General features: G+C 48.8%; 8 protein-coding genes. 3 read left to right on the top strand and 5 right to left on the bottom strand.

Annotated elements, in window-relative coordinates:
* Positions 1 to 209: 209 nt before the first annotated feature.
* From IPN95_31680 to IPN95_31670, 3 genes are all read left to right on the top strand, one after another.
* Entirely contained in the window at positions 210 to 2,315 is a 2,106-nt protein-coding gene (locus IPN95_31680; GenBank protein ID MBK9453876.1) for a T9SS type A sorting domain-containing protein, read from the top strand.
* A 346-nt stretch (positions 2,316 to 2,661) separates the two neighbouring features.
* Positions 2,662 to 3,138 (top strand): hypothetical protein, encoded by a 477-nt coding sequence (locus tag IPN95_31675; GenBank protein MBK9453875.1) that lies wholly within the window; start codon positions 2,662 to 2,664, stop codon positions 3,136 to 3,138.
* A gap of 1,221 nt (positions 3,139 to 4,359) precedes the next feature.
* The gene (locus tag IPN95_31670) at positions 4,360 to 4,719 is read left to right on the top strand and encodes a hypothetical protein (protein ID MBK9453874.1); all 360 of its coding nucleotides are present in this window, start codon (positions 4,360 to 4,362) and stop codon (positions 4,717 to 4,719) included.
* An 825-nt stretch (positions 4,720 to 5,544) separates the two neighbouring features.
* Here IPN95_31670 and IPN95_31665 read toward each other — a convergent pair.
* The 5 genes from IPN95_31665 to IPN95_31645 form a co-directional block, all read right to left on the bottom strand.
* Positions 5,545 to 5,880 carry a hypothetical protein gene (locus tag IPN95_31665; GenBank protein MBK9453873.1) on the bottom strand — a complete coding sequence of 112 codons (336 nt, stop codon included), beginning with the start codon at positions 5,878 to 5,880 and terminating at the stop codon, positions 5,545 to 5,547.
* Between the two features lie 520 nt (positions 5,881 to 6,400).
* On the bottom strand, positions 6,401 to 6,580 hold the full coding sequence (locus IPN95_31660) for a hypothetical protein (GenBank protein MBK9453872.1): 180 nt from the start codon (positions 6,578 to 6,580) through the stop codon (positions 6,401 to 6,403).
* A 205-nt stretch (positions 6,581 to 6,785) separates the two neighbouring features.
* Positions 6,786 to 7,310 carry a hypothetical protein gene (locus tag IPN95_31655; protein ID MBK9453871.1) on the bottom strand — a complete coding sequence of 175 codons (525 nt, stop codon included), beginning with the start codon at positions 7,308 to 7,310 and terminating at the stop codon, positions 6,786 to 6,788.
* A gap of 9 nt (positions 7,311 to 7,319) precedes the next feature.
* Positions 7,320 to 8,282 (bottom strand): hypothetical protein, encoded by a 963-nt coding sequence (locus IPN95_31650; protein ID MBK9453870.1) that lies wholly within the window; start codon positions 8,280 to 8,282, stop codon positions 7,320 to 7,322.
* Between the two features lie 101 nt (positions 8,283 to 8,383).
* Positions 8,384 to 8,696, bottom strand: a 313-nt coding sequence (locus IPN95_31645) for a hypothetical protein (GenBank protein ID MBK9453869.1), incomplete at its 5' end; no start/stop codon positions are given.

Here is an 8,696-nt window from a genome sequence, read left to right as displayed (position 1 = left end):
CTTCGGCGCGGAAAAGCGAGATTCCCAAGGTCCTAATTTGGTGACAATTGAATTCTTGTTTTGATGTAGACGAAAGGCAGCACATCGACGCTGGGAATGCGATTTTGACCGTTTGTCTTGGGTTTTTGACTGTTTGTGTATTTTCTGGGCATTGGTCCGCGCGAATTCTTACCTTCACTTGTCAACTATTGTCACGTTACTTGGGATCCATGAAAATTCGCATATTTCTTTTGTTGCTACAGGTTTGTGTTGGTTCGATGTTGCTGGCGCAGGCGTCGGCTTGGGAGCTTCAACATCCGATTCCCAATGGCGGTGATCTGTATGGGGTGCATTTCCCTTCTGCTTCGATTGGGTATGCGGTGGGCTACAATGTCGTGATGAAGTCCACCGACGGGGGCAATTCCTGGTTCAAGGTGGCTTCGAATATCACTTATCCGAATTCCTGGACGTATTCAGCAGTGTTTTTCACTTCGAATACGACCGGCTTTGTGGCGGGGATGACGGGGAAACTCCTGAAAACAACGGATGGCGGGGTGAACTGGACGCAGATTTCGGTGGGGGGAACGGACTTTTGTACTTCGCTGTATTTCACCTCCCTTGACACGGGCTATTCGGCGACATCGGGCGGAAGGATTCTCAAAACCACCGATGCGGGGGCCACTTGGAATGCCATTTCGACGAATGCCTCCAACTGGTACAATGGCCTCTGGTTTACGAGTTCCAATACCGGGTATGCCTGTGGCCATACGAATTATGTCGGGTTGATTTACAAAACCACGGATGCAGGCGCAACGTGGACGCCGCAAACGCTGCCTTCGGGCCCGATTGTGGAGGATATCCATTTTGCCACCCCATCGCATGGTTATGCTTCTTGTCAGGCAGGCGGCGTGTACCAAACCTCCAACGGAGGAACCACTTGGAATTCAAGACCCACCCCCGCAATCGAGACATATCTTTCCGTTTATGCGACCGGAACGGATACTGCCTACGTCGGGGATGCGGGAAGCGGTCGAATCTGGAAAACCACCGATGCCGGTGTGAACTGGGATTCTGTCGCTACCTATACCAGAATGGGGGTCATGGATATGTGGTTTACGAGCGGTTCGACGGGTATCGCAGTCGGCCTTGGCGCATCCATTCGCAGGACCCCCGATTTTGGCAACACCTGGCCCTCCAAAACGAATGTTGTCACCGCCCAGGATCTTCGGAGCACCTATTTTACGAGTTCGACGACGGGTTACGCGGTTGGGAAGGAATCTACCTGCTTAAAGACCACCGATGCCGGCGCGAACTGGGTCCTGCAGCACGATATGTGGGTGGCATCCTGGACCACGGACCTGTTTGATGTGCATTTCCCGACCCGCGACACGGGCTTTGCGGTTGGCGAAAACACCTGCACCTGGCTTCTTTATGGCATGGTCATGAAAACCACGGACGGCGGCGCACACTGGAACAATTTTATGGACCATGGCTCCTACGCTTTGTATGGGGTCCACTTCCCGAGTCCGACGGTTGGCTATGCGGTGGGTGACTACGGAAGGATCATCAAAACGACGGATTGCGGTGCAACCTGGGTTGGCCAAAACAGCGGCATCTTCGGGGATCTCAGCGGGGTGTATTTCACGGATGTCAATACGGGGTATGTGACGGCCACGATGGGACGCATCCTGAAAACCACGGACGGCGGAACCACTTGGAACCCGTTAAACACGGGGACGTTTCTTGACCTGCTTTCGGTGGAATTCACCAGTCCCACCACGGGCCATGCGGGCGGTCGTTATGGCACTGTCCTGAAAACCACGGATGCGGGTGCCACGTGGTCCACGGGCATGGGCGGTGTGGGTTGGAGCTTGTACAATGTGACCTTCCCGGATGCCAACCACGGCTATTTCGCGACCGGCGGCGGCACGATCGTCCGGACGAGCGACGCGGGGGCCACCTGGGTCGAAGACACCCTGTTGGGGGGAACGCTGTACGGAATTCATTTCCCGACCACCGACACCGGGTACACCGTGGGCTATGACAGCAGGATTTTCCGCTATACCAATACGGTAACGTCGATTTCGCCATCGGAGCTCATTTCCTCCATGTTCACGGTTTATCCTAGTCCGGCGAGGGACCGCATTACGGTTCAACTGCATGGCACTGCCAATGCAGCGCTGCGGATTTGGTCGCTGACCGGCACGCTGGTGTCGGAGGCGGTGTTGGATCGCGCCACGACGGCGCATGGTGTGGGGCATCTTGCGCCGGGGATTTATCTGGTGGAGCTTTCGTCGGAGCTGGGTCGGGCTACGCATCGGTTGGTGGTTGAGTAGGGTTGGATTTTGTGGCCTCTCCCCGACCCTCTCCATCGCTTCGCTTTTGGAGAGGGGGCTTGAATGGTTTGGTGGCTAATCGCAATTGTGCCGCTAATCACTCTTCATCGCTTCAGCTCCTTCGCTTTGCTCTGGATAGGGGGCTTCTCGGTGCGGCAGATGTGGTTGCCCCTTACGAATTTGCGATTGTGGCGCATTGGTCTGGCAGCTCGGGCACCTTCGCGGCCCAATTTTGGCTCACGGGTTACAATAGCGACACCATTGAGCAAATTCGCTTGACTTTCCGATGGATTTGCCTAAAACTACAAATGGCGGTAAAACTTAATTGAATTCAATTGCGATCGGAATGTTAAATGACTATTCTTTTGGAACTGCAGCGCTAATTTGCCTTGGATTCTGGTTAATTCTTGCGTCAGGTTGCAAATTGAAAAGCGAGGTTAAGGAAAGTGTTCACAATCCAGTTGGTTCTGAATGTGTTGACTCAATCTTAACTTTGGGTAGCTTAACTGTCAAAAAGACCAATCTTGGTGATTCGTTGCTCCGTGATATGAATTATACGATTGCATTAGCTTCTTGGAGATCGGTCGGCAATGGCCTCAAAAGCAGTATGGGGATTGAAATGGCGAAACAATCTTGCTTTTTTCAAGGACTATTGAGAAGTGAACTTTTTCTTTTTTTAGGGAATCCAGACAGAATATCCGATACTCAATCTGAATACTACCTTGAGGATATCTACGATAAGAGCGGTGAATACAATGGATGCTTTACGATTTTTCATGGGTCTAGTCAGCACATCTATTATGCCTTCCATTCTTGCCATTAATCTTATATGTATAGGTCAAAACATTAGCCAATAATCAGCAGAAACGACTCTACACGAAAGTCTTTTTGGATGGTGAAAAGAAATTGGTACGTTTAATGCAAGGACAGGGCATCCCGCTTGGCGAAGCCACGGTGCAACGTCAGTGCGAAACAGATAAATTACCTCTATTTTGATTCACGGCAATAGTGGCCAATGGGCGATGTTAACCACCTTTCCGATTGCCTTGATCTCTCCAACGCAGTTTTGGGTTTTGGATCGTTCAAAGCCGAGAAACCAACTCAACCCAATCTGATTGTCCAAAAACTGCTGCATTCCAAAATTGATCCAAGTCCCAAACTCATTCCCCCACTACACGAATCAATATTTTCCCTAAATTCAAATCCGCAAGGCGAATAGATCCCGTCTTGCTGGAGAATGTATTCTATGGTCGATGTTCTAAATCCCATCCTCCGCTACAGAAGACGAGGAAATGCAAGCTTGGTGTTGCGTTTATGAAACGCTACAGGGCTCACCCGCCCTTTGCTTCGTGGCCTCTCCCCGACCTTCTCCATCGCTTCAGTTCCTTCGTTTCACTCTGGACAGGTCTGGAAAGGGGGATTGAACGGCTTGTTGACTTTCTTCCTTGAAAATCTTGCGTTTGGGTATCGGTCGGCCCCTTGTTTCACAGGTCAAAGAATGGGCATTCGACGTGGCGAATGGGGTCAAAGGTAGGGCTGGGATTCGGTCATTGGGAGGAGGGCTTTGTGGCCTCTCCGGGAGCACTGGGAGCGGCTTGCTGTTTCAGAAGAATTGAGCATGTATTGGCGCCGGCTTTAGGTGGCGGACTTCGCGATAGGCCGACAGCTTCCGATGCTCGGAACAGGTGCCGCAATCGGTAATTCATTAGTCAGTAGAGTCGAATCGGTATTGTACTGAAATTCATACAGTTGGACGCAGCACTTAACAAGTACAGGGGCTGAGCGGCCAAAGGTTGCAGACACGCCCTATGTGTAGAACCATGCATCGCCTTTCAAATGCATCCGAGAAACGTGGCTTATGAGACCCGTTACTGTTTCGGCGGCAACTTGCGAATCGGCATCGGGTGATAGGGACTCGTGACGCGGCGAAGGCTGTCTGTAGGAATTTAATGGTAAATTGCCACAGAATGAAATCGCTGAATCAACAAGGATGGATGTGTTCATGCAATTTTCGAAATCGTTGCTACACGAAAATTCATCGGCCATGAAGTATTTCTACATTGCGCTTGTTGTTTTCTATTTTCTCAATCTGGCCGCATTTTTTCTGCAATTCGAAATTTCTTACCTACTGTGTCATGTCAGTCCGGATGTGGTCAATCATCGTAGTTTGAGTTTTGACGAGTACAAGGATTTGCAACAAGCGTATCGCATTCGATTGTGGATCGGGAACTTGACTTTGATTCATTCCATCGTGACGCTTTTCGTTTCTGCGATCGTGAGCCGCCGTTCACTTTTTTCCCCCGCCTTCGTTCCGAAGGCAGTCTTGATCGTTAGCGGCATATTCGCCACCGGACTTGTTGTTGTTCAAATGGTCCACTTTGTTCCGCTTGCGCCGATTCGATGAGGTTGGTGTTGAGTTGGGGGGTATGGGTTGTTTGGGCAAATGTGATTTTTCGGGATTCGTTGGAGTCTAGCGAACAACAATTGGTTCACAATTCTATGACTGATACCCTCTTGCGTCCCAATGTCACTTTAGATTATGTAGCACCGCTGTGAGAATGGGAAAGGGTCAATCGATCTGGTTGGTGTATGGGTCTTATGTACTGATGCATGCGGAGCCATTGCTGCAAAGAGCAAGTGAACCTTGAAGAAATGATTACTTTGCCTCAAAAAAGTCATGCAAGATATCTAAACAGGCATTAATGGCAGAATTGAGGAGGGAGAATATCAGGGTTGGTATGTTCGAATTGAAGATGACACGCAAGGTAGCACGGGCGGATTTTATGTACTGATATTTCAGAGTCTAGATCCAAATGATCACGTCGGGTACGATGAACGGTATGAGTTTTTTAGTGACATTCCCGTCCTTTTTGAGGAGCGAGCATGGAAAATTCAGTGGCTTGGGTAGCTTGTCATAGGCATGGGCGCAACTGGATTCCTATGCCATGCAAGGCGAATACCTTGTTCTGTGTGGCAAATCTGAAATATCGGTTGTGATGATGGCTGGTAAATTGGGGGGGGGTGGTTACTGCGTTGATCATCCGCACTTTGTGGCCTCTCCCCGACCCTCTCCATCGCTTCGCTTTTGGAGAGGGGGCTTGAATGGTTTGTTGACTTTTTTACTTGATTATCTTGTGTTTAGGTACCGGTCGGTCCCATTTTCTCAGTTCAAAGAACGGGCATTCGGCGTGGCGATTGGGGTCAAGGGTAGGGCTGGATTTTGGTTGTTTTATGATTTGAACTTTGTGGCTTCCTTTATAAATCCCGCAAGCTTTGAGCGAAGCTTTTCGAGCCATTCTTGATAACTGTGGCCATCTGCAGGAGCATGGTAATTGGCATGGCACTCCTTTGTGATAATCACTTTTAAGGTGGCTTCATCCAATTTGAATGCCAACAAAGTTGTCAATTCATTCATTATTAGCTTCAGCCACGGAATAGAGCTTCTCCTGCATACATCGCTCAAGGCATTTTCCCAAGTGCCATATTCCTCAGGCCATTGGTTGTGGTACTGGCCAGCAAAGAAATTGGTAAGTTCTTCGTAATTGAGCGTTTTAGGAATTTTCATCGTTGATTACTTTCAGACTTCTTGATAGGAGGTATGAATATTCCATCACGGCGTAGAGTCTGGATGTCGTCTGACCAAGACAAATACTTTACTTGTCGGCTCTGGCATTTCCTTTCCACGTTTGAGTACCTACCCCGCGAAAAAGTCACCGGTGATGGAGTTGGTGTAGTCAGGGCTACTTTCCTCCTCAAGCCATCGCTCAATTTCAGGTCTGAGCGTGGTCCTTCATCCACGTACTCAACCCTCCCGCTGAGATTTTCAGGTTCTGAATTGTTTCAGATGGCTCACGCTTGCCGTTTGCAATGAATTTTTCCAATGATTCGATCATGAAATTGATTGCTTTCAATATTTCTTTCGCAAAGTCCTTCAAAAAGTATCTTGGTTCCGACCATAGAATTACACCGAGCCCACTGTGGATCATATAAAGTGTGCCGCATTGGGATTCCAAATCACAGTCTTGCCACCTCATTTCCCAAGCGTCATCCATCAAGGTAAATACTTGAACAAAAATCCTCGCCATTTAGGAGAATTTGTCAGCCCATGATCGTAAATTCACAATTGGGTAGTCTTCCCAATCCTGTGCAGGATAGGCCTTTCCACCAATCAATACGTTAAAAGGCGCATAGATGATCCCTCCGTAACTCTCGTTTTGAAATCGTTCACCATCCCCCAGGCAACTAAGGTCGATGTTAATTTTCATGGCATTACCTCCGAAGGTTTGATCCAAACGGAACTACCCTTGGTCGGATAAGCCGTTTCGATGAATTTTTCCTCACGATTGATGTCTATTTATATCTCCGAAATACCGTATTTTTTCGGGTTTGACCTACAGAAGATCTTGTTTTGATCATTTTGAATGGTGATCTATCGGGACGTCTCAATACATAGCGCTTTGTCACAATGCCTTATTTTCGGAGTCGTAATTGGGCTTCAATACCAGCAGTCGCCAATTCCTTCTCTAATCGTTCCAATGTCTCAAGTTGCCCACCCGCAGCAAATCCGAAGTGCAGCTGACCTTCGAATGTATAGTTGATGCACCAACGGCAGTCATCGGGAATGATGTAGGTATGTTGCGCAATAAGTAAAAACGTAAATCCCAATTCACTCAAGATTCCCGCCGAAATCGTCAATCCCCCTTCGGTTATTCCATCGAAAAGGGCGTCCAGCTTATCATGCTTTTCAATACCAAGTACTTCAAAAACCTTCTTTATGAAACCAGAGGTTGCCGATTCGAATACATTTTCCGAGCGTTTGACGATCAGGAATACATTCTCTACCTCCATCCAATTGATCCGGTAAGCCAATATTGGAAATAACTTTGCAATTCTTGAGAATTTCGTCGAAGTGTCGGCGAAGTACTCTACCTCTCCAGTCTCCAGAAAAGGAGTTAGCTCCTGGAATTGAGTCCAATCCGATTCAAACTGCTTCATATTTTTTGTTTACAGAAATCGTTTTATGATCGTATTAACTGTATTTTGGTCCCCAGGAAATACAAAGTGCGGACCATCCTGTTCACCTTTTGGTAGGGACTTGTCGAAAACATTTATATGTGGGTGCATTGCCCCATCAACTTCACCAAATTCGATTCGAAATCCTATCTTTCCGGTTTCATCCACCATTCCAATGGGTTTTCCGACATTCGGGTCGAGTTTCATTTTTGCCAGATTTGGCCTGTCCGCTTTGAAACCGTGTTGTTCGAGCCACTTAAGAGCGGCATTGCGAGCGCTTTCATAACTGGTGAAATGCTGCGTCGCATTCAATCTTGGCTTTGGATCGCCGTTTTTAATCCTTTCCTTTTCTTGTTGCCTCTGCTCCTCATTCCCAACTTTATAGTTCCCCTTAACCTCCTTCGCAAACTGGACAATCTGGTACGTGCCCGCCTGACCTGGGACTGGATTGGCGCGGTAGCCACTTACCGCCGGGAACTTCGCGCCGACAGTCGTTTCCAATTGCTTCAGCAGGATGGGCACAGGGGTGTCCATCAGGTCATTGGCATCGGTAAGAATCTTTGCCCAGCCAAGAGCTTTCAGGAATTCCATCTGCTTCTTGTCGTCGGGGTTGACGTTGTCGAAGTCATTCCCTTTCGGCAAGTCGGCGGCATCTCCGTCGTCGGCGCCGAAATTGCTGCTGCTCTTTTTCTTTTTGTTGAGATTGAGCTTGTCGGCTGCTTTGAGGATTTTGGCGGCGACCTTACCGAGTTTGGGGAAGGCATCTAGCAATTTGGAGGTCAGCTTTGCACCAAGGCTTGAACCTGCTGTCACAATTGCCAATATGACTTCCGTGATGATCATTCCGGCAATCTTGCCGCGGAAAAACCATTTGTTGTACATGTCATCACTGTCCCAGCTCTTGATGAAGTCCTTGGCTGCGCCCAAGGCTGAGGAGAGGATGCCTTCGGCCAATTTCATTGCTTGCGGGCCATCGATATTCACCAGCGAATTGTATATTTCGGCGATATTGGTGAACAAGGAGCCATCAAGCACACTTTTAATCGTGTCTACGATCATCCTGCCCGCGTCCACGAGACCGAAAGCATATGGGTTCCTATAGATCCCGGCTGCAATCTGATGGTGAATCCTGCAATTCCCTGCCCCAAGGAAATCGCCTCGTTGAGCAAATCAGGTCGGGAGCCAATCTTCCCGGATGCCTGCAACATTTCGATATAGGAGGCAGGTGGCAACCAGATATTGGTGCCCGCGATCACCTGAGAACCGTTGTAGATGGCCTTGTTGTCGATCATCCAAGGATCTGCCCAAGCCTTGAGGCTGTTGTTGTCTTTGTATTCCTCCGCTTTGGCCCAATTGACGGTCACGCCG

The organism is Bacteroidota bacterium, assembly GCA_016718825.1.
Classification (GTDB): Bacteria; Bacteroidota; Bacteroidia; order J057; family JADKCL01; genus JADKCL01.
This window is presented reverse-complemented; position numbering and strand designations above follow the sequence as displayed.